This is a genomic window from Burkholderia sp. AU31652, assembly GCF_002223155.1.
Classification (GTDB): Bacteria; Pseudomonadota; Gammaproteobacteria; order Burkholderiales; family Burkholderiaceae; genus Burkholderia.
The window spans coordinates 744,624-766,473 of sequence record NZ_NKFG01000003.1; the positions used below are offsets into that span (position 1 = coordinate 744,624).

Here is a 21,850-nt window from a genome sequence, read left to right on the forward strand (position 1 = left end):
TTATACCGGTCGACGCGGCGAAGCCGTTTTCATATTGTTCCCCGTTGTGCAGGATGAATAGAATAAATTTCTATCTACGAGGGACTGGAGAAATGGACGCCATCGATCGCAAGCTGCTGGAGCTGTTGCAGGCCGATGCCACGCTGCCGATCGCGGAACTGGCGCAGCGTGTGAACTTGTCGCAGACGCCGTGCTGGAAGCGCGTGCAGCGGCTCAAGGAAACCGGCGCGATTCGCGCGCAGGTTGCGCTGTGCGATCCGCGCAAGCTCGGGGTCGGCACGACCGTGTTCGTCGCGATCCGCACGAACCAGCACACCGAGGAATGGGCGCAGCGTTTCACGCAGGCCGTGCGCGACATGCCGGAAGTGGTCGAGGTGTACCGGATGAGCGGCGAGACCGATTACCTGCTGCGCGTCGTGGTGGCCGGCATCGACGATTACGACCGCGTCTACAAGCAGCTGATTCGCACGGTGCCGCTGTTCGACGTCAGCTCGTCGTTCGCGATGGAGCAGATCAAGTATTCGACCGCGCTGCCCGTGCGCGATCTTGCCGAGCCGGCCTGACACGGCAATGAAGCGCGGCAACGAAACGCGGCGATGAACCAACCGGGGCGCGCATCGCGCCCGCGGGTTCAGCGGCCGCGCGCCAGTGCGCGCGCGCGTTCGTCGGCCAGCGCGTCGCGGCGCACGAAATCCGCGACGAACGGGCTGGCCGGATGGTGATGCAGCGCGTACGGCGTATCCCATTGCGCGAGCAGGCCATCCTTCATCACGCCGATCCGGTCGGCGATCGCGAACGCTTCGGCCTGGTTGTGCGTGACGAGGATCGCGGTGTGGCCCGTGCGTTTCAGGATGTCGCGCAGCTCGAACGCAAGCCGCTCGCGGGTATCGACGTCGAGGTTCGAGAACGGCTCGTCGAGCAGCAGTAGCTCCGGCGACGGTGCGAGCGCACGCGCGAGTGCGACGCGCTGCTGCTGGCCGCCCGACAGCTCGTGCGGATACGCACCGCCGGAATCGGCGAGGCCGACGAGTTCGAGCATTTCCGCGACACGCACGCGCCGTTCGGCCTTCGGCATGCGCCGCAGGCCGAACGCGACGTTGTCCGCCGCGCTCAGGTGCGGGAACAGCGCGTAATCCTGGAACATCATGCCGATGCGCCGCCGCTCGGGCGGCACGTCGAGCGACGGCGCCGCGACGGGCACGCCGTCCAGCATGATGCGCCCCATGCGCACCGGCTCGAAGCCGGCGATCGCGCGCAGCACGGTGGTCTTGCCGCAGCCGGACGCGCCGAGCAGGCAGCCGATGTCGCCGCGCGGCAGCGCGAGGCTCAGCCCGTCGACCACGGTGCGGCGGCCGTGCGGCGTGTCGTAGGCGAGGCAGAGGTCATCGAGTTCGAGCAGGTTCACGGTGTCAGGCTCCGATCTTGTGGCGGGTGCGGGCGAGCAGGATCACGGGCACGAGCCCGGCCAGCACGATCGCGAGCGCGGCGACCGCGCCTTCCTCGTAGGTGCCGCGCGCGGCTTCCGCATACAGCCAGGTCGCGAGCGTGTCGAAGTTCAGCGGACGCAGCAGCAGCGTCGCCGGCAATTCCTTCATCGCGTCGACGAACACCAGCAGCGCGCTCGTCGTGAGCGCGGGCCGCAGCAGCGGCAGGTGCACGCGGCGCAGCGTGCCGCCGGCCGTCTCGCCGAGCGAGCGCGCCGCCTGTTCGAGCGACGGCGGAATGCGCGCGAGGCCGGCCTCGATGCTGCCGGCCGGGATCGCAAGAAAGCGCACGGTATAGGCGATCACGAGCGCGGCGGTCGATCCCATCAGCAGCAGCCCGTCGCGGCCCAGCACCATGCCGAACAGCCGGTCGGCCGCCGCGAACGGGATCAGCAGGCCGATCGCGAGCACGGTGCCGGGCACCGCATAGCCGAGGCTGGCGATTCTCGCGCACACGCGGGCCGGGCCCGCGCGGGCGCTGTCGCGTTGCGCGCGCGCGGCCCATGCGACGACGAGCCCGCACAAGAGCGTCGCGACGGTGGCGGCGGTGGCGATCGTCAGCGTGTTCGCGAGCCCCGTCACCAGCTGTGCGGATACGCCGCCGACCAGATGCAGCCGCTTGGCCGTCTCGACCGCGAGGTACGCGGCCGGTGCGCCGAAGCCGAGCAGCACGGGCAGCCAGCCGAGCACCGCGGCGCCCAACGCGGCCGTGCCCGTCAGGCGGCGCGGCGCGATCGGCCGCATGCGCCGGCCATGCGCATAGCGCTGGCGGCGGCGCCCGTAGCGTTCGAGCACGATCATGCCGACGACGATCGCGAGCATCGCGAGTGCGATCTGCGCGGCGCCGGCGAGGTCGGAGCGCGTGATCCACGTCGTGTAGACGGACACGGTCAGCGTTTGCACACCGAGGAATTCCGACGCGCCGATATCGTTCAGTGTTTCGAGCAGCGCGAGGCTCACGCCCACCGCGATCGCGGGCCGCGCGAGTGGCACGACGACGCGCCAGAACGTGGCGATGCGTCCCGCGCCGAGCGTGCGCGCGGCTTCGAGCAGGCTCGCGGACTGCGTGACGAACATCGCGCGCGTGCTCAGGTAAACATACGGATACAGCACGAAGCCGAGCACGAAGATCGCGCCGGGCAGCGAGCGCAGGTCGGGCAGGCGGAACTGGCGCGGGCTGTCGAAGCCGAGCAGCCAGCGGATCGCGCCCTGCACCGGGCCGATCGGGTGCAGCAGGTCGAGATAGGCGAACGCGACGATGTAGGTGGGAACCGCGAGCGGCAGCAGCAGCGCCCACGTCAGCATCCGGCGGCCGGGAAAGTCGTACGCGGTGACGAGCCACGCGCAGCCGGTGCCGACGATCGACACGATCGCGCCGACGCCCGCGAGCAGCAGCAGCGTATTGACGAGTGCCTGCGGCAGCACGAATTCGGCGAGATGGCGCCAGTGCGCGAGATCGGCGTCGAACGCGGCGGCCACGAGTACCGCAAGCGGCGCCGCGACCGCCGCGGCGATCGCCAGCGCCGCGAGCAGCCACAGGCTGCCCGCGCGCGGCAGCACGCTCGGCCGGCGCGTGCCGCCGGTGGTTGCGTCAGTTGTCAAAACCGACCTTGTCGACCAACTGGCTCGCCTGCTTGCGATGCTTCGCGATGTCCGCCAGCGGCAGCGGGTCGATCTTCAGCGTGCCGAAGCTGGCGATCACCGGGTCGAGCTTCACGTTCGCGCGCACCGGGTATTCGTAGTTCGCCTGCGCATACAGCGCCTGCGCTTCCGGCGATACGAGGTACTCGAGCAGTTTCACCGCGTTGGCCTTGTGCGGCGCGTGCTTCGCGACCGTCGCGCCGCTGATGTTCACGTGCGTGCCGCCGCTCTTCGCGTTGGTGAACGTCGGCCGCACGACCTTGATCGCGTCGCCCCACTTGCGCGCGTCGCTGCCGGGCTCCGCGTTCTTCATGTGGCCGACGTAGTAAGCGTTCGCGAGGCCGACGTCACAGATGCCGCCGAGGATGTCGCGCGCGACGTCGCGGTCGCCGCCCGTCGCCTTGCGCGCGAGGTTCGCCTTCACGCCGCGCAACCACTTCTCGGTCGCCGCTTCGCCGTCGTGCGCGATCATCGCCGCGACGAGCGCCGTGTTGTACGGGTGCTGGCCCGAGCGGATGCAGACCTTGCCCTTCCATTTCGGATCGGCGAGATCCTCGTAGCGGAATGCATCGACCTTCAGGTCCTTCTCGACGTACAGCACGCGGTCGCGCAGCGACAGCGCGTACCAGTCGCCGTTCGCGCCGCGCAGGTTCGCGGGAATCGCGTCGTCGAGCGCCTTCGAGCGCACCGGCTGCGTGAGCCCGCCGTCGACGAGGTCGAGCAGGTTGCCGACGTCGACCGTCATCAGCACGTCGGCCGGCGACTGCGCGCCTTCCGCCTTCACGCGCTCGAGCAGGCCGTCCTTCACGAACACCGTGTTGACCTTGACGCCGCTCTGCTTCGTGAAGGCGTCGATGAGCGGCTGGATCAGCTTCGGTTCGCGGGTGGTGTACAGGCTCACTTCCTCGGCCGCGTGGGCCAGCGGCGCGAATGCGGCGGCGGCAAGGACGAGGGCGCCGGCAAGCGGCAGCAGGCGGGTGCGCGGATTCGACATGAAGACTCCGGAAGGGGCAGGTGGACGATGGGAGCGTTCCGGGGCGCGCCTGCCGCCCGAGCGACCCGAAACATTACAAAATGAAAGACTGGAGATTCTAGATCGAAATGGGAATGGTTATCAAATGAAAGCTTGCGGTGGGCGGGCGGAGGACGGGGAAGGGGATCGGAAACGGCGCGTCGCAGCGGGCGCGCAAGCGCGTAGAATGCCCGCTTTGATGAATTTGACGGAATCGCCCCGACCATGAACGATCAGCGCAAGAAGAACCCTGTCCGCAACGTGAGCATCCTGATCGTCGTGGCCGTGCTGCTCGTGATCGGGACGATCCTGTACAACGCGATTTCGCAGAAGCACGCGTACGACGAGGCCCATCCGGCCGAGGCCGCGAGCGCGGCGTCGCACTGACGTACCGATGCGCGGCCCGGCGGGCCGCGCACGCAGGTGCATGCGAAGGCGCGGAATCCCCGGCTGCTGGCGCGCGGGATGCCGCGCGGAGCCGGGAGAGAAGCGGGCGCCGGAACCGGCGCGCCGCGTAGGCAGGTCAGTCGTGCGTCAACGTGACGCAGCGGCGAACTTCGGGCGGATCCGTGCGTAGAACACGACCGCGAGCAGCGCGAGCCAGGCCGCGCCGACGACCAGCGCGACGCGCGTGTCCTCGAACCAGCCGAGCATCACGATCACGAAGCCCATGAACGCGATCGTCAGTGCCGGCGCGACCGGCCACAACGGCACCTTGAACTTCAGCGCCGCGACTTCGGCGCTCGACAGCCGGCGGCGCATCGCGACCTGCGACAGCAGGATCATCAGCCACACCCACACGGTGGCGAACGTCGCGATCGCGGCGACCATCAGGAACACGTCCTTCGGCATCAGGTAATTGAGCAGCACGCCGACGAGCAGCGCGACCGCCATCACGAGCACCGTGACCCACGGCACACCGTGCCGCGACGTCGTCATCAGCACGGCCGGCGCCTGGCCCTGGCGCGCCATGCCGAACATCATCCGGCCCGCGCCGAAGATGTCGCTGTTGATCGCGGAGATCGCCGCGCTGATCACCACCAGGTTGAGGATGGTTGCGGCCGACTTCACGCCGAGCGCCGAGAAGATCTGCACGAACGGGCTGCCGTCGTTGCCGACACCCGTCCACGGGCTGATCGACATCAGCACGACCATCGTCAGCACGTAGAACAGCAGGATGCGCGCGGGCACCGCGTTGATCGCGCGCGGAATCACGCGCTCCGGATCCTTCGCCTCGCCGGCGCTCATGCCGATCACCTCGATCCCGCCGTACGCGAAGATCACGACCGACAGCGACGCGATCAGCCCGCCGACGCCGTTCGGCAGGAAGCCGCCATGGTTCCACAGGTTCGCGAACGTCGGCACGTCGGCCGAATGGCCGAAGTGCATGCCGGTCAGCAGGATCGCGACGCCGCCGCCGATCATCGCGACGATCGCGCCGACCTTGATGATCGACAGCCAGAACTCGAGCTCGCCGAACACCTTCACGTGGCACAGGTTCAGCCCGCAGATGATCGCGACCACGCCGAGCACCCAGATCCATTGCGGGACATCCGGAAACCAGAAGCCCATGTAGATGCCGAACGCGGTGATGTCGGCGATCGCGACGATCACCATTTCGAGCGTGTAGGTCCAGCCGGTGACGAACCCGGCGAACGGGCCGAGGTTCTCGGTCGCGTAGTGGCCGAACGAGCCGGCGACGGGTTCGCGCACGGCCATCTCGCCGAGCGCGCGCATCACCATGTAGACGGCCGCGCCGCCCAGGATGTACGCCAGGATCACGGCCGGGCCCGCGAGCTGGATCGCGGACGCCGACCCGTAGAACAGGCCCGTGCCGATCGCCGAACCCAGCGCGAGAAAGCGGATGTGCCGCGCGCTCAGGTGGCGCTGCAAGTTTTTCATCGTGTCTCCGATATCGTTATGCGACGGACCGGGCGAGCGGAGCCGGTCCGATTGGCTCAAGTTGTATAGACAACTTAAATGTGAACAAATGATAACAAGCCGGGCCGGGTGACCGGAATCGGGTATTCCCTGACTGGCGCGACGGGCGCAATGCGGGGCGGGGCGGTCGCGCTACGAGGGCGCGGGCCGCGTGGAACGGGCGGGTCATGCTTCGGGGATCGCTGAATCGGGGGGCGCCGGGGCCGATCCGCGGCAGGCGCGGGCCGGCCACCGGCGGGGTCAAGCCTGGGTCAGGCGGGCAGGCGGATCACGCTCGCATCCTTGCGGATCAGCAGCGACGACGCGAGCATCTGCTTGCACTGGTGCGCGAGCACCTTCAGGTCGTGCGTGAGCTCGGCCCCCACCGCATCGGATTGCTCCGCGGACACGACCATCGCGTCGAGGTCGCGCGTGATCTGCTTCGACGCGTCGAGCTGGTCGGCGGGCGGCGGCTCGCCCGCTTCGGCCTTCTCGAGATTGTCGAGCACGGCGGCGAGGCCGCGATGCAGCGCGTCATCGTGGAGGATGCTGCCGTCGGCCGCGCAGGCCGTGCGGATCAGCGGCGCGGCGGCCGTGATCTGCGCGCCGAGCACGTGCGTCTGCACGAGCAGGTCGTTCAGTTCGGGCACGAAGCGCTGGTGCGCCTTCGGCTCGATCATCATCCGCTGGAACGCCTGCCCGAGATTCGCGAACGCGATGTGCACGTCCTTGCGCGCGAGGCGGTAGCGGTAGTCGTCGTCGAGGGCCGTGGACGGTGTCTCGATGGCCGCGGCGACGACCGGCACGACGGCCGCGCCGTCGGCGGCCGGCACCGGCGGCGGCGACATGCCGCGCCCGGCGCGCCACACGGCTTCGAAATACTTGCGGGTGGCGGTGAGCATGTCGGCGACCTGCTTGCCCATCAGCCGGTATTCCCAGTACGGGAACAGCCGGCTCGCGGCGATCGCGATCATGCAGCCGACCACCGTGTCGATCGCGCGCTCGCCGATGATCCGCATGCTGCCCGGCGCGAGCAGGTGGAACATCAGCAGCACGTACGACGACGTGAACACGACGCTCGCCGCGTAGTTGAACAGCAGCAGGCTGTAGCTCATCACCATCGACCCGAACATGATCGCGATCAGCAGGTGCGTATCCTTGACCGTGTAGATCAGCGCGACGCTCGCCGCGCAGCCGATCAGCGTACCGACGATACGCGCCGCGTTGCGCTGCTTGGTGAGCGAGTAGCCGGGCTTCAGGATGATGATGGTCGTCATCACGATCCAGTACGCATTCGTGAGCGGCAGCAACCGGCCGAGCCAGAACCCGACCGCCACCGCGATCGTCACGCGCAGCGCGTGGCGGAAGCTCGGCGAGCGCATGTTCAGGTTCGAGAAGATCAGGAGCGGCGACATCCGGCGGCGCTGCAGGAAGCGCGTGAGCGCCTTGTCGATCTTCAGTTCGGTTTGCTGCGGATCGGCGTGGCCCGACAGGTTGCGGCGCATCCGGTCGATCAGGCGCGTCGCGCTCCAGATGCGCCGGAACGTGGCCAGCACGGCCGCATACGCTTCCGCATTGGTGGCCGGGAAGTTCTTCTTGCGCATCAGCTCGATCTCGTACTCGATCGCGCGCAGCTCGGCCTTCACGCTGATCCGCGAATGCGGTGCGCGGTTCTCGAGCACCGCGAGGCCGATTTCCTCGAGATCGGCAGCCGCCTTGCGGATCAGGTCGCGGTAGAAAATGATCAGGTCGGAGCCGCCGAACGTATTGCGCACCAGCGGGTAATCGGTGTGGGCGCCGACGAACAGCTCGTGCAGGTCGACGCTGTTGATGAACAGGTTGTACATCGTCGTGCGGCCGGGGTCGAGCTTGCCGCGCCGCAGCTTCGGCAGGTTGCGCAGCACGATGTCGCGCGCGGTTTCCTGCGTTTCGACCGCCGTGATCTGCTTGGCGACGAGATTGCGGTAGCACTCGTCGAGATCGGCATCGAGATCGTAGAACTGCGCGCGCGCGAGCAGGTAGTCGGCGCACGCGAACAGGCTCTCGGCAAGCGCCTGCTGCTCGATCCGGCGCGCCTGCCATTGCGACACGAGCGTGGCCCAGTACGTGTACCAGAGCCCGCCCGCGAGAATCCAGCCGGCGTTGATGAACGCCTGCAGCGGCGTGAATTTCTCCTCGAGCGTCATCACCATCATGAACAGCGTCGCGAAGCTGATCTGCGGCCAGCGGTTGCCGTAGACGACGATCAGCGACAGCACGAAGGTGAGCGGCACGATGGTGAGCCACAGCACGAAGATGTTCGGTGTCGCGAGGCCGGTGGCGAGCGCGGCCAGAAAACCGATCACGCTGCAAGCGAGCATTTCGTTGTGCTTGTACTTGAGCGGGCCCGGCATGTCGACGACGCAGGCGCCGAGCGCGCCCGTCGAGATCGTGAAGCCGAGCTCCCGGTTGTGAAACACGATCAGGCACAGCACGGCCGGCAGCGAAACGCCGACCGCGATCCGCAGGCCGCCGAAAAAGTACTGGCTGTAGAAAAACTTTCTGATTTCGACCGAATAGCGCATCGATGGGCTGAATAGCAGACGAAGACGCCCGGGGGCGGCATCTTGACTGGCGACGAGTCTATCGTATTTCGCGATCCGTAAAACCTGGCCTTCCGGACGAGGTTCGCGACGGCGGCCCATTTGCTATCCTTGGTGATCCTGTTCGCCCGGCCCGGCCGGCGCGAGGTTCCGACGCCTGCTTCATGCTCCATCTCTTCTATTCGAACCGTCACGAAACGCTGGCCGATGCGCTGCTCGAGGATCTGGCCGCGTTCCCGGCCCGCAATGGCCCGTGGGCGCCGCAACAGGTCATCGTGCCGAGCGCGGCGCTGCGCCGCCGTCTCGAGCTCGACATCGCCGCGCGCAACGGCGTGTGCGCGAACGTCGAGTTCACGTATCTCGCGCAATGGCTGTGGGCGCAGATCGGCCGCGTGCTGACGGTTCCCGCGCGTTCGCCGTTCGCACCCGATCGCCTCGTGTGGCGCTGCTACCGGCTGTTCGCGCAGGCGGCCGACGGCGCGCCGTGGCTCGCGTCGCCGCGGCTGGCCGCGTATCTGTCCGCGTCCGACGATGCGATGCGCTACGAGCTGGCACACCGCGTCGCGGCCGTGCTCGATCATTACCTGACCTATCGTCCCGAATGGCTGGCCGCATGGCAGGCCGGCGAGTCCGTGCTCGCGGGCGACGGCGCGCCGCGCGGGATCAGCGACGCCGCACGCGACGACGAACGCTGGCAGGCCGCGCTGTGGCGCGCGCTGCTCGCCGAGCTGAGCGACAGCGGCACGCCGCCGGCGCACCGTTTCCTCGTCGAGGCGCGCCATCTCGATCCGCAAGCCATCGCGCGCGCGGACTGGCCGGAATCGGTCAGCGTGTTCGCGCTGCCGACGATGCCGCCGCTGCACGTCGCGTTGCTGCGCGAGCTGTCGCGCTGGATCGACGTGCGCGTCTATGCGCTGAACCCGTGCCGCGAATTCTGGTTCGACATCGTGACCGCCGCGCATGCCGAGGCGCTCGATGCGGCCGGGCGGCTCGATTACCAGGAAGTCGGCCATCCGCTGCTCGCCGAATGGGGCAGGCAGACCCAGGCGCAGCTGCACATGCTGCACGAGCTGACTGAAAGCGCCGCGTCGGGCGACGCGTCGCGTTTCGTCGAGAATCCCGCGCCGACGTGGCTCGCGCGCGTGCAGAACGCGATCCTCGAACTGCAGCCGGAGGCCGAAATCGGCGACACGCCGGCCGAGCGCGGGATCGAGGTGCACGTGTGCCACAGCCTCGCGCGCCAGCTCGAGGTGCTGCACGACCGGCTGCTCGCGTGGTTCGACGCCGACGCGAGCCTGCAACCGTCCGACGTGCTCGTCGCGGTGGCCGATCTCGCCGCGGCCGGGCCGCTGATCGACGCGGTGTTCGGCACGGCCGGCGCCGGCGGCTCGCGTGTGCCTTACCGGATCACCGGCCTGCCGCCGTCGCAGGCGAACCCGGTCGCGCGCGTGCTGCTCGACTGGCTCGCGTTGCCGGAGCGGCAGGTCGGTGCGCCCGAACTGGTCGAATGGCTGCGCGTCGACGCGGTGGCGGCGCGCTACGGTATCGATGCGGCGGCGCTGGAGACGGTGCAGACCTGGCTCGCGGCCGCCGGCGCGCGGCGCGGGCTGGCGCCGCTCGCGAGCGACGATGCAGCCGTGCCGTCGCCGCGCCATACGTTCTCCGATGCGCTCGCGCGGCTCTTTCTCGGTTATGCGATGCCTGAGGGCGCGGCGCCGGTCGGCGCGTGGCTGCCGATCGAGGCGGCCACCGGCAGCGAGGCCGAACTGCTCGGCCGGCTCGCACGCTTCACCGACGATCTCGACGGCTTCTCGCGGCGGCTGGCCGAATCGCATACGCCGCAAGGCTGGAGCGAGCTGTTCGCCGATACGCTCGCGCGGTTCTTCGATTCGGGCGCCGCGTATGCGGACGCGCTCGCGGGCGTGCGCGACGCGCTCGACGCGATGCTGGCCGCGATGACGGAGGGCGCGCCGGACGAAGCGTTGCCGGCGGCGGTCGTCCGGGCGGGGCTGGCCGCCGCGCTCGACGATCCGGCGCGCGGCGGCGTGCCGTGGGGCGGCGTCACGTTCTCGTCGCTGACGAGCCTGCGCGGCCTGCCGTATCGCGTCGTCTGCCTGCTCGGGATGGACGATGGCGTGCTGCCGAGCCTCGCGCGCGCCGACGAATTCGACCTGATGGCCGTGTTGCCGAAGCTGGGCGACCGCCAGCGCCGCGACGACGAGCGCAACCTGTTTCTCGACCTGCTGCTCGCCGCGCGCGACCGGTTGATGATTGCCTACACGGGCCGCAGCATTCGCGACAACGCGCCGTTGCCGCCCGCGGCACTCGTCGACGAACTGCTCGACCATCTCGCGCTCGTCACGGCCGGGCCCGACGCGGCGCCGGACGCGGTCGATGCCGCGCGGCGTGCATTCGTCGTCGAGCATCCGCTGCAACCGTTCGCGGCCGCCTATTTCCAGCCCGGCAGCGAACTCGTTTCCTTTGACGCCGAGCGTGCGACGCTCGCGTCGCTGCTGGCCGCCGAGGCGTCGCGCGACGGGCCGCGCGAGTTGCCGTTCTTCGCGCAGCCGCTGCCGGCCGAACCGGTCGAGCCTGTCGCATTCAGCGAATTCGAACGCTTCTGGCGCCATCCCGCGCGTGCGCTGCTGCGCGCGCGGCTCGGCATCGTGCTCGCCGACGCGCAGGCCGAACTGCTCGACACCGAGCCGTTCGCGCTCGACTTCGCCGGCAGCGATGCACTCGCCGAGCGCGTGCTGCCGTTGCTGATCGAGTCGGACGAGGGCGGCGTGCACGATCACGCGCTGCGCATTGCGGACGCGAGCCCCGAACTGCCGGGCGGCGCGACCGGCGCCGTGTGGCGCGACCAGGCGCTCGGATCGATGACGCAGCTTGCGTCGAACGTGCGCCGCGCGCTGGCCGACGGGATGGAGCGGCGGCCGTTCACGCTCACCGTCGTGCCGGCCTGGCCGGACACCGAACAGGCGCTGTTCGGCGCCGACGACGCGCGGCTGTCGGGCGACGCGGTGAGCGCGCCGCTCGACCTGCACGGCACGCTGAACCGGCTCACGCCGGCCGGGCAGATCATCTATCGCTATGCACGGCCGAGTGCGCGCGACTACCTGTCCGCGTGGCTCGCGCATCTTGTCTACTGCGCGGTGGAGCCCGGTGGCCCGCGCCGCACGCTGTGGTTCGGCAGCGGCGGTGCATTCGAGCTGACGCCGGTCGCGGCGCCGCTCGAGCAGCTCGCGCCGCTGGCCGCGCTGTTTCGCGCGGGGCGGCGCATGCCGCTGCGGTTTTTTCCGCGCAGCGCGTGGGCGAGGGTGTCCGACGGCGAGGCGAAGGCCGCGAGCGTCTGGATCAACGAACGGGTCGTGAGCGAGGCCGACGATCCGGCCATCGCGATCGCGTGGCGCGGTGCGCATGCATCGCTCGACGAGCCGTTCGGCACCCTCGCGCGGCTCGTGTTCGATCCGCTCGTCGCACATCTGAAGGAGGTCGCATGAGCGCCGTGTCGCAGCCGCAGCAGGCGCTCGAACTCGACGTGTTCGCGTGCCCGCTCGACGGTGTCAACCAGATCGAGGCGTCGGCCGGCACCGGCAAGACCTGGAACATCTGCGCGCTGTATGTGCGCCTGCTGCTGGAGAAGGATCTCGGTGCGGATGAAATCCTCGTCGTGACCTTCACGAAAGCAGCGACCGCCGAGCTGCACGAACGGATTCGCGGCCGGCTCGCGCAGCTGGCCCATGCGCTCGACACGGGTGACGACGGCGGCGATCCGTTCATCGAGCGTCTGCTGGAAACCACGCTCGGCGAAGACGGCGCGCTCGATCCCGAAACGGCCGCGAAGCGGATCCGGCGTGCGCTGCGCGCGTTCGACCAGGCCGCGATCCATACGATCCATGCGTTCTGCCAGCGCGCGCTGCAGGAAGCGCCGTTCGCGGCGGCGATGCCGTTCGCGTTCGACATGGAGGCCGACGATGCGTCGCTGCGCTTCGAACTGGCAGCGGATTTCTGGCGCACGCGCGTCGAGCCGGCAGCCGCGCGCTGGCCGGGCTTCGCGACCTGGCTCGTCGAATCGGGCGCCGGCCCGGCCGCGCTCGATGCGCAGCTCGCGCGCCGGCTGAAGAAGCCGCTCGCCGCGCTGCGCTGGGACGGCGTGACCGAGCCGGACGAATCGGCCGAGGCGGCGGCCGCCGAATGCTTCGCCGAGGCCGAGCGGATGTGGGCGGCCGAGCGCGACGCGATCGATGCGTTGCTGCGCACCGCGCAGTCCGCGCTCAACCAGCGCTCGCACAAACCCGAGGCCGTGGCCGATGCGCTGGCCGCATGGACCGCGCATTTCGCGCAGGGCGACGCGACGGCTGCGCTGCCGAAGGCTGCGCTGAAGCTCACGCACACCGCGCTCGTGAAAGCCACGAAAAAAGGCGGCGCGACGCCCGAACACGCATTCTTCGACGTGGCCGACGCGCTCGAAGCGGCCGTGGCCGCGGCCGAGGCCGCGCAGCGCGCGCGCTGGCTCGCGCTGATCGCCGAATGGCTCGACATGGCGCCGGGCGAGCTGGCCGAGCGCAAGCGCACGCGGCGCGTCGTCTCGTTCGACGATCTGCTCGCGAACCTGTACCACGCGCTGCATGCGCATCCGTGGCTTGCCGAAACGCTGCGCGCGCGCTATCCGGCCGCGCTGATCGACGAGTTCCAGGATACCGACCCGCTGCAGTTCGCGATCTTCGACCGGATCTTTGCGCCGGGCGGCCCGCTGTTTCTGGTCGGCGATCCGAAGCAGGCGATCTACAGCTTCCGCGCGGCCGATCTGCATACCTATCTCGCCGCGCGCGCACGGGCGAGCGCGTGCTACACGCTCGCGGTCAACCAACGTTCGACGCCCGCGATCGTCGATGCATGCAACCGCTTCTTCATGTCGAATCCGCGCGCGTTCGTGCTCGACGGGCTCGACTACTACGCGGTGCGTGCCGGCACGCGCGCGCGCGCGCCGTTCGTCGACGCAACCGATCCGGGCCCGGCAGGCGACTTCCGGGTGTGGGCGTTGCCGGGCGGCGAAGGCACGTTGCTCAAGCGTGATGCACAGGCACAGGCCGCTCAGGCCTGCGCCGCCGAGATCGCGCGGCTGATGCGCGGCGCGCGCGAAGGGCGCGTGCGGCTCGGCGAGACACCGCTGTCGCCGGGCGACATCGCGGTGCTCGTGCAGACGCACCGGCAGGGCAGTCTCGTGAAGCGCGTGCTGTCGACGTGGGGCATCGGTAGCGTCGAACTGGCGCAGGCTTCGGTGTTCTCGACCGGCGACGCCGAGCAGCTCGAGCGCGTGCTGGCGGCGATCGATGCACCGGGCGACCTGCGGCGCTTGCGCGCGGCGCTCGCATCCGACTGGTTCGGCCTCGATGCCGGTGCGCTGTGGCGGATGGAGCAGGGCGACGGCGACGCGCAACGGGAAGCATCGGCGGCGGACAGCGCCGACGCGATGAGCTGGGTCGAGCGCTTCTCGCGGTATCGGCTGTTGTGGCGCGAACGCGGCTTCGCGGTGATGTGGCGCACGTTCACGCGGGAGCTGCGGATTGCCGAGCGCCTGATGGCCGGCGCGGACGGCGAGCGCCGCGTGACCGACATCAACCATCTGGCCGAACTGACGCAGGCACGCGCGTCCGCGCAGCCGGGCATCGCGCCGACGCTGCGCTGGCTCGCCGCGCAACGGCTCGACGGCGGCGGCGAGGAAGCGCAGCTGCGGCTCGAATCCGATCGCAACCTCGTGCAGATCGTCACCGTGCACAAGTCGAAAGGCCTCGAATACGCGATCGTGTTCTGTCCGTTCCTGAACGACGGCGCGTTGCGCGAGCCGCCCGCGTCCGCATTGCCCGATGCGCGCGAGTATCACGACGAGGCGGGCGACGCGGTGCTGCATTACGGCTGCGACGACGAGGCGGCCGAGCATGCGGCGCGGCAGGCGCTGCGCGAGCAGGCGGCGGAACGCGCGCGGCTCGTCTACGTGGCGCTCACGCGCGCGGTTTATCGCTGCTACGTCGTCGCCGGGCCGTACCTGTCGTCGCGCTCGACGCGTGAATCACGGCGCAGCGTGCTCAACTGGCTCGTCGCGGGCGCCGGCCAGTCATTCGATGCGTGGCTCGACGAGCCGCCCGACGAGGCTGCGCTCGATACAGCGTGGCAGGCGCTCGCGGGTGGCCCCGTGAGCGTCGCGCCGCTACCGGCGCCCGTGCGACCCGAACGTCTCGCGGCCGGGCACGACGCGTCACAGACGCTCGCGGCGCGCCATGCGACGCGCGTGCTGCGCGATGCGTGGCGGATGGCCAGCTTCAGTTCGCTGACCGCGTCGATGGCGCGCGAGGAGGCGGGTGTCGCGGCCGTGCCCGATGACGAGCTGCGGCCCGATCACGACGCACTGGCCGCGGTGGCGCCGGATGGCGAATGGCTCTTGGCCGATCCGGTTGCGCCCGAGCCGCCGGACGACGATATCCTCGTGTTCCCGCGCGGCGCGGCGGCCGGCGAGTGCCTGCACCGCCTGTTCGAGCTCAGCCGCTTCACCGAGCCCGAGTCGTGGCCCAGGGCCGCGCTCGGCGCGCTGCACGACCGGCCGGTCGAGGCCGTGCCCGAGCTGGCCGCGCACCTGCCGGCGATGATGGTGCAGCTGGTCGACGATGTCGTGCACACCGAGCTCGTGCCGGGCATGCGGCTCGCCGATCTCGATCCCGCGAAGCGGCTCGACGAAATGGGTTTCCTGTTCCCGGCGCCCGCGCTCGACCTGATGGCGCTGCGCCGGCTGCTGGTCGCGCACGGCTACCCGGACGTTGCACTGGAGGCGGGCATGCTCGCCGGTTTCATCAAGGGTTTCATCGACATGATCGTCGAACACGACGGCCGCTTCTGGATCGTCGACTGGAAGTCGAACCATCTCGGCACGACGCCGGACGCCTATGGCCCGCGCGCGCTCGACGTCGCGATGGCCGATCACGCGTATCACCTGCAGGCGCTGCTCTATACGGTCGCGCTGCATCGCTACCTGCGCGGCCGGCTGCCCGACTATGACTACGACACGCATATCGCGGGCTACCTGTACCTGTTCGTGCGCGGTGTACGGCCCGGCTGGCGCAGCGGCGGCGAAGCGGCCGGCGTGCATGCGCGGCGGCCCGAGCGTGCGCTCGTCGACGCACTCGACCGGATGATGGAAGGGGGCCGCGCATGAACGTGAACGCGCAGGACGACACGCTCGAATTTACCGGTGGCCTCGTCGCACGGCTGCCCGAGCCCGCCGATTTCGGCATCGCGCTCGCGGAAGGGTTTGCGCGCCGCATCGGCGATCTGGCTCGTCGCGCCGGTGCGCCGGCCGCGGCCGCGCGCTGGGCGGCGCGTGCCGCGTTCGCGACGAGTCGCGCGACCGCGGGCGGCCACGTGTGCGTCGCGCTCGGCGCGCTCGCGCAGCGCTACGAAGCCCCGCTCGACGAAGTCCGTGCGGCGCTTGCCGCGAGCGGCGTGGTCGCGTTCGGCACGCTCGCACGCGGCGACGAGCGGCCGCTGATCGTCGACCGCCACGACCATCTGTACCTGTCGCGCTATTTCGACTACGAACGGCGGCTTGCCGATGCGCTCGTCGCGCAAGCCGGTGTGGCCGCGCCGGACGAAGGTCTCGCGCCCGACCGGTTGCGCGACAGCCTCGCGCGTTACTTCGGGCCGGCAACCGGCGAAGTCGACTGGCAGCGCGTCGCGGCGATCGTCGCGCTGACGGGCCGCGTGACGATCGTCAGCGGCGGCCCGGGCACGGGCAAGACGACGACCGTCGTCGGCGTGCTGGCCTGTCTGCTCGACGCGCATCCGGTGCTGCGCGTCGCGCTGGCCGCGCCGACCGGCAAGGCCGCGCAGCGGATGCAGGAAGCGCTGCATGCACGGGCCGGCGACCTGCCGCCCGAACTCGCGGCGCGCCTGCCGGATACGTCATACACGCTGCACCGGTTGCTCGGCGGCGGCGGGGCGGCCGGGTTCCGGCATCATCGCGACAATCCGCTGCCGTACGACCTGATCGTCGTCGACGAGGCGTCGATGATCGACGTCGCGCTCGCCGCGCATCTGCTCGATGCGCTCGCGCCGGGGGCGCGGCTCGTGCTGCTCGGCGACAAGGACCAACTCGCCGCGGTCGAGGCGGGTGCCGTGTTTGCAGAGTTGAGCGCGCGGCCGGCGTTTACCGCCGCGGCGCGCACGCGCATCGCGCAGGCGCTCGGCATCGACGAGGCGGCATTCGTCGCGGCGCTGCCGCTGCGGGACGACGCCGCGACCGCCGCCGCTCCCGCTGCGCATCCGGCTTCCGCCGCGGTGGAGGCGCCGGCGCCTGCCGCGGCCGCTACGCGCAAACCAGCGTCGCGACGGAAAGTCGACGTGCGACAGGCATCGCTTTTCGACGACGAATCGCAGGATGACGACAGTTCGCCGTCCAGCGTCGCGCCGCCGCCGGCCGCAGGTCCGGCGCTGACCGAAACCCGTGAGCCAGGTGAGGCTGGCGCGGCAGGCGACGCCCCCGCGTGGATCGAGGTCGACGAACTTGCGTGGCTCGACGCCGTCGAGCTGCCGCCGTTCGACGCGGGCGACGCGGCGCTTGCGTCGATCACATCGATATTGCCGGGCGAACCCGCCGCCGCGCCCGCCACGCCCGCACCTGCACCCGCACCCGCACCCGCACCCGCACCCGCACCCGCACCCGCACCCGCACCCGCACCCGCACCCGCACCCGCACCCGCACCCGCACCCGCACCCGCACCCGCACCCGCACACGCACCCGCACACGCACCGCTCGCCGACTGCGTGGTCTGGCTCGAACGCAATTACCGCTTCGGTCTCGATTCACCGATCGGGCGGCTGTCGCTCGCGATCCGCAGCGGCGACGTGCAGGCCGCGCTCGACGCGCTGCCCGCCGACGATTCGGCCGCCGCGTCATTCCACGACGATGCGGGCGAGTCGCTCGCGTCGTCGACGGTCGAGCGGCTCGCGCGGCGCTTCGGCGCTTACCTCGACGCGTTGCGCGACACGCTGGCCGCGCCGGCGCCCGATCCGTTGCCGCTGTTCGACGCGCTCAACCGGTTCCGGATCCTGTGCGCGACCCGCAGCGGCTTGCGCGGCGCGGAGCACGTCAATGCGCTCGTGGCCGCGCACGTGCGCCACGCGGCGCGGGTGCCGCTGGCGGTCGGCGCGCACTGGTTCACGGGGCGGCCGATCATGGTGACGCGCAACGACTATGCGCTCGGGCTGTTCAACGGCGATATCGGCATTGCGCTGCCCGACGCGCACGGCGTGCTGCGCGTGTGGTTCAGGCGCGCGGACGGCACCGCGCGCGCGGTGTCGCCGGCCGCGCTGCCGCCGCACGAAACCGCGTTCGCGCTGACGGTCCACAAGTCGCAGGGCTCGGAATTCGACGAAGCCGCGCTCGTGCTGCCGGCGTCGTTCGGCCGCGTGCTCACGCGCGAGCTCGTCTATACGGCCGTCACGCGTGCCCGCACGCGCGTGCAGGTGATCGGGCCGCGGCGCGTGCTCGCGCAGGCGGTCGCGACGCGTACGCAGCGCGATTCTGGGCTCGCGGCACGCGTCGACGAGGCGCTGGCACGGCGCCGCAAGGAGGCTGCGCGATGATGATCCGCTATACGCTCGATCCGGCCGAAGTCGAATGGACGGCCGTGCGCGCGCAGGGCGCGGGCGGGCAGAACGTGAACAAGGTGTCGAGCGCGATCCACCTGCGCTTCGATATCCGCGCGTCGTCGTTGCCGCCCGTCATCAAGGAGCGGCTCCTTGCACTGTCCGACCAGCGCATCACGCGTGACGGCATCGTCGTGATCAAGTCGCAGGAATATCGCACCCAGGAGAAGAATCGCGAAGCCGCGCTGGCGCGACTCGATGCGTTGATCAGCGGCGTTGCATTCACGCCGCGTGCGCGGGTCGCCACGCGGCCGACGCGTGCGTCGAAGGAGCGGCGGCTCGAGCACAAGTCGCGCCGCAGCGTGGTGAAGTCGGGAAGAGGGAAGGTGACCGACTGACGAGTGGATGAGCCGACGAGCGACGGGTGCGACAGCCGAACGCTCGCCGTCGTGCCGGCTAGCGCATCACGGTCCCGGCGCTGTCGAGCACGAAGTCGACGCAGAACACGACCAGCCGGTTCTGCGCGCGGATCGCGACGGCGGCCGTATAGCAGTCGCGGCCTTCCGTCAGCGAGAAGTGCGGGCCCATCAGCGCGACGCGTCCGGGCGCGGCGATCGCGCGCTGGAAATACGGGCGCCGCGACCAGTTGCTGTGGGTTTCCGGGAAGAGCGGCGAGAGGCGGGTGAAGCCCGCCTGGCCGTCGTCGGCGCGCGCGCCGATCGACGGCAGGAACTGCTCGCCGGTTTCGTCGGTGACGAACACGCGGCGCGCGGCCGGCACCGCGAACACGCGCTGCGCGGCGTCCTGCAGGTTGCCGCTTGCGGAAAACGCCGCCGCGCCGGACAGCACGAGCCGCTCGATCGCGTCGAAGCCGGGCTGCTCGGCGGCGACCGGTGCGTGCCGGCGCGCGATGAAGCGCTGCCACGCGGCGTCGAGCATCGCGGGTGCTGCCGCGCTGGCATGGGCGATCGATGCATCGGGCTGGCCGAACTGGAAACCCTGCACGAAATCGATGTCGGCTTCCATCAGCGCCTGCAGCGAGTCGTCGCTCTCGACGCCCTCGGCGAGCACCATCGCACCGGCCTGATGCAGCATCGACACGAGGTGATGCATGATCCTGCGATCGTCGGCCGAACCGGTCGAGCGGACGACGAGCGAGCGATCGAGCTTGACGATGTCGGGGCGCGCGCGCCACACGCGGTCGAAATTCGAGAATCCCGTGCCGAAGTCGTCGATCGCGATCAGGAAGTCGCGATGCTGGATCATGTCGATCGTGCGGGCGAGCGCGGCTTCGTCGCGCGACGGCTGTTCGACGACTTCCAGCACGATGCGGTTCGGCGGCAGCGCGAAATGGCGGCACAGCGCCTCGACGAATTCGCGCTGCACGAGGCCCGAGTCGAGCACGCGCGGGTTGACGTTCAGGAACAGCCAGCCGTCACCGATGCCCTGCGCGACGAAGTTGGCCGTGTGCAGGCAGCGCGCGAGCCGGTCGAGCAGCAGCGCGTCGGCGTCGGCGCGCGTCTTGTCGAACAGCGCGGCGGGCGAGATCAGGGCGCCGTTCGGATCGACGACGCGCAGCAGCGCTTCGTAGCCGACGACCCGCTTGTGCGTGATCGACAGCACGGGCTGGAACACGCTGCGCAACGTCGTAGTGCGATAGGTGGCGACCCAGCCGCCGGGCGTCGGCGTGAGGCGTTCGAGCAGGGAGTCGAGTGAGAGGTCGCGGGCGGGCTTCATGTCAACGGTGCCCGGGGCCAAGCGGCAGAACGACGGCGCGCCGCCACGCTGAAGCAGTCGCACGCGCCGGCGGACGCGAAAGGACATGGAACATCGAGGCCGCCTTCTGCGGGTAAGTGTCCGGAGTGTAACGGGAACGCGGCGGCTCGCGTATCAGGGAAACTCCAGACACACGCGGGAACGGAACTGCGGCCGGCGCCGCTCGCATGCGCGCCGCGCATGACCGCCGCGCAGCGTCGGGCGTCGCCGCCGCACATGACAATCCGGCAGCATGCCATGCGAGGCGAGGCGAGGCGAGGCGAGGCGGGAAATCCTGGCGGCCGGCAAGTAGTGAGCGGCGGTCGCCGTCAGACGAATGCCGTCGCGCCGCGGCACCATTCGCGGGCGCGGCGATCAACAGCCTGCGCCCGGTCGTCACGCATCACGGCCGGAACGATGGCGGCGCGTGCACCCGAATGTATCGTCAGGTCGCTTCGCCGCTGCGCGGCCGGATCCCGGGAATCCGCTTGATCGCGCCGGTCGCGAGCGCGGTGCCGACGAGCACGATCGCGCAGCCTTCGATCATCACGGCCGATACGTGTTCGCCGAGGAACAGCGCGCCCCACAGCAGGCCGAACACGGGGATCACGAACGTCACGGTAATCGCTCGCGCGGGGCCGATGTGCGCGATCAGGTGGAAGAAGATGAAATACGCGATGCCGGTGCAGGCGACGCCCAGCGCGAGCACCGAGCCCCATGCGTGCGCGCTGACCGGCGCGGCCGGCCAGGTGGCGATCGCGAACGGCAGCAGCAGGAGGGTCGAGCCGATCATGCTGCCGGTCGCGTTGACGAGCGGATCGACGCCGGTCAACTTGCGCTTCGTGTAGTTGGCCGCGATGCCATACAGCAGCGTCGCACCGAGCGCCGCGGCGGCGGCGAGCGCGGTCGCGGCGGCGCCCGTTTCGCCGTGCGCATTCGCGATCTGGTTCCACACGAGCGTGAGCACGCCGGCGAAACCGATCACGAGGCCGAGCGCGCGCGGCAGCGACAGCTTGTCCTTCAGCCACAGGTAGGCCACGAGCGCGCCCCACAGCGGCGTCGTCGCGTTGATCACCGACGTCACGCCGGCCGACAGCGTCAGTTCGGCGAACGCGAACAGGCAGAACGGAATGCCCGAGTTCAGTGCGCCGACGACGAACAATGGCCACGCATGACGGCGCAGCCGGGCGCCGAGATCGGTGGGTTTGAAGCGCGTCAGCGCGAAGCCGGCGAGAAACAGCGCGCCGATGCCCACCCGCAACGCCATCAGCGGCGCGACGCCGAAATCGACCACGCCGACTCGGATGAACAGGAAGGACGCGCCCCACAGGGCGGCGAGCACGGTCAGCAGGAGAGCGTTCTTGGGTGACATCGATCGGCGAGGGCGGGGACGGGATGCGAGGAATCTTACACCGCGTTACCGCCCCGTCGTTTCACGATCGGATGAAACGACAAGAAACGGCCATTCCGCCGGTTTGCCGCCGGCCGGCGGCCGCGCCGCCACGTGCGGCGCGGCCGATCAGGTCAGTGATGACGCCAGCCGCCGCGTCCGCCGAAGCCGAAATTGAGCGACAGCGCCGGGCCCCAATAACCGCCCCATGCGGGCGCATAGGCCGGCGCCGGATAGTAGTAGGCGGGGGCCGGATCGACATACACGGGCGCGGGCTGTACCGGCACCGGCGCCGCCGTGTAATAGCCGCCCGGATAGTAACCGTACGGGTAATAGCAGCCGGCAAGCGTCGTGCAGGCAAGCGCCGTGGCGACGAGGGTCCTGTTCATGATGTGTCTCCGGCGGAGCCGGCTATCGGCAGATG

General features: G+C 70.1%; 14 protein-coding genes. 6 read left to right on the forward strand and 8 right to left on the reverse strand.

What is annotated here, in order from left to right:
• The first annotated feature begins 92 nt into the window (after positions 1 to 92).
• Positions 93 to 563 (forward strand): Lrp/AsnC family transcriptional regulator, encoded by a 471-nt coding sequence (locus CFB40_RS06200; protein ID WP_006484401.1) that lies wholly within the window; start codon positions 93 to 95, stop codon positions 561 to 563.
• A gap of 68 nt (positions 564 to 631) precedes the next feature.
• On the opposite strand, the gene CFB40_RS06205 is transcribed toward CFB40_RS06200, so the two are convergent.
• From CFB40_RS06205 to CFB40_RS06215, 3 genes are read right to left on the reverse strand one after another with little or no spacing between them, the layout of a single operon-like run.
• The gene (locus tag CFB40_RS06205) at positions 632 to 1,405 is read right to left on the reverse strand and encodes an ABC transporter ATP-binding protein (RefSeq protein WP_089424911.1); all 774 of its coding nucleotides are present in this window, start codon (positions 1,403 to 1,405) and stop codon (positions 632 to 634) included.
• A gap of 4 nt (positions 1,406 to 1,409) precedes the next feature.
• A complete protein-coding gene (locus CFB40_RS06210) occupies positions 1,410 to 3,086 on the reverse strand; it encodes an ABC transporter permease (RefSeq protein WP_089430815.1) in 1,677 nt (558 codons plus the stop codon).
• Positions 3,076 to 4,119 carry a Fe(3+) ABC transporter substrate-binding protein gene (locus tag CFB40_RS06215; RefSeq protein WP_089430816.1) on the reverse strand — a complete coding sequence of 348 codons (1,044 nt, stop codon included), beginning with the start codon at positions 4,117 to 4,119 and terminating at the stop codon, positions 3,076 to 3,078. Before CFB40_RS06215 ends, CFB40_RS06210 begins: the two co-directional genes overlap by 11 nt.
• Positions 4,120 to 4,362: 243 nt before the next feature.
• Here CFB40_RS06215 and CFB40_RS06225 point away from each other — a divergent pair, with 243 nt between their 5' ends.
• Positions 4,363 to 4,524, forward strand: coding sequence for a hypothetical protein (locus CFB40_RS06225; protein WP_006476417.1), 162 nt, complete (start codon positions 4,363 to 4,365; stop codon positions 4,522 to 4,524).
• Positions 4,525 to 4,671: 147 nt separating this feature from the next.
• Here CFB40_RS06225 and CFB40_RS06230 read toward each other — a convergent pair whose 3' ends face one another.
• A complete protein-coding gene (locus CFB40_RS06230) occupies positions 4,672 to 6,039 on the reverse strand; it encodes an amino acid permease (RefSeq protein ID WP_089424915.1) in 1,368 nt (455 codons plus the stop codon).
• 290 nt (positions 6,040 to 6,329) lie between these two features.
• Positions 6,330 to 8,621, reverse strand: a complete 2,292-nt coding sequence (locus tag CFB40_RS06235; protein ID WP_089424916.1) for an FUSC family protein — start codon at positions 8,619 to 8,621, stop codon at positions 6,330 to 6,332.
• Between the two features lie 182 nt (positions 8,622 to 8,803).
• On the opposite strand from CFB40_RS06235, the gene recC reads away from it, so the two are divergent.
• From recC to arfB, 4 genes are read left to right on the forward strand one after another with little or no spacing between them, the layout of a single operon-like run.
• Entirely contained in the window at positions 8,804 to 12,142 is a 3,339-nt protein-coding gene (gene recC / locus CFB40_RS06240; protein ID WP_089430818.1) for an exodeoxyribonuclease V subunit gamma, read from the forward strand.
• Positions 12,139 to 15,849, forward strand: a complete 3,711-nt coding sequence (gene recB / locus CFB40_RS06245; RefSeq protein ID WP_089430819.1) for an exodeoxyribonuclease V subunit beta — start codon at positions 12,139 to 12,141, stop codon at positions 15,847 to 15,849. The genes recC and recB overlap by 4 nt, the downstream gene beginning before the upstream one ends.
• A gap of 2 nt (positions 15,850 to 15,851) precedes the next feature.
• The gene (locus CFB40_RS06250) at positions 15,852 to 18,278 is read left to right on the forward strand and encodes an AAA family ATPase (RefSeq protein WP_089431371.1); all 2,427 of its coding nucleotides are present in this window, start codon (positions 15,852 to 15,854) and stop codon (positions 18,276 to 18,278) included.
• Positions 18,275 to 18,679 carry an alternative ribosome rescue aminoacyl-tRNA hydrolase ArfB gene (gene arfB, locus CFB40_RS06255; protein ID WP_011351491.1) on the forward strand — a complete coding sequence of 135 codons (405 nt, stop codon included), beginning with the start codon at positions 18,275 to 18,277 and terminating at the stop codon, positions 18,677 to 18,679. The genes CFB40_RS06250 and arfB overlap by 4 nt, the downstream gene beginning before the upstream one ends.
• 58 nt (positions 18,680 to 18,737) lie before the next feature.
• Here the strand turns inward: arfB and CFB40_RS06260 are convergent, their stop codons facing one another.
• The 3 genes from CFB40_RS06260 to CFB40_RS06270 form a co-directional block, all read right to left on the reverse strand.
• On the reverse strand, positions 18,738 to 20,018 hold the full coding sequence (locus CFB40_RS06260; RefSeq protein WP_089430820.1) for a sensor domain-containing phosphodiesterase: 1,281 nt from the start codon (positions 20,016 to 20,018) through the stop codon (positions 18,738 to 18,740).
• 463 nt (positions 20,019 to 20,481) lie between these two features.
• On the reverse strand, positions 20,482 to 21,408 hold the full coding sequence (locus tag CFB40_RS06265) for a DMT family transporter (protein WP_089430821.1): 927 nt from the start codon (positions 21,406 to 21,408) through the stop codon (positions 20,482 to 20,484).
• Positions 21,409 to 21,560: 152 nt separating this feature from the next.
• Positions 21,561 to 21,815 carry a hypothetical protein gene (locus CFB40_RS06270; RefSeq protein WP_089430822.1) on the reverse strand — a complete coding sequence of 85 codons (255 nt, stop codon included), beginning with the start codon at positions 21,813 to 21,815 and terminating at the stop codon, positions 21,561 to 21,563.
• Between the last annotated feature and the right edge of the window lie 35 nt (positions 21,816 to 21,850).